We start from the raw sequence: 250 nt of genomic DNA, 5'->3' as shown, positions 1-250 counted from the left end.
CACCGCCATATTTTAAGAAGAGCTCGTACGCAAGTACGGGCTTTTTTTTCGCATGTTGCACATCTACGGGGGGATGAGAAACCCCGACCGGGGTTCGACTGCTGGCGCAGCCAGCTGGACAGACCGCGAACGGAGTGAGTGGGCTGCCCGAAGGGCGAGCGAAGCGAGTCAATCCCCCCCTCACCGCCATATTTTAAGAAGAGCTCGTACGCAAGTACGGGCTTTTTTTTCGCATGTTGCACATCTACGG

General features: G+C 56.0%; 1 other RNA gene. It reads left to right on the top strand.

What is annotated here, in order from left to right:
• Positions 1–52: 52 nt before the first annotated feature.
• A non-coding RNA gene (locus tag OGY09_RS00950) (RtT sRNA) lies at positions 53–189 on the top strand.
• The last annotated feature ends 61 nt before the right edge of the window (positions 190–250 follow it).

The sequence above is a fragment of the Citrobacter sp. Cpo071 genome, from assembly GCF_030332765.1.
GTDB classification, from domain to species: domain Bacteria; phylum Pseudomonadota; class Gammaproteobacteria; order Enterobacterales; family Enterobacteriaceae; genus Citrobacter; species Citrobacter portucalensis.
Note: the sequence above shows the minus strand (reverse complement) of the source record. Positions and strands in the feature narration are given on the sequence as shown.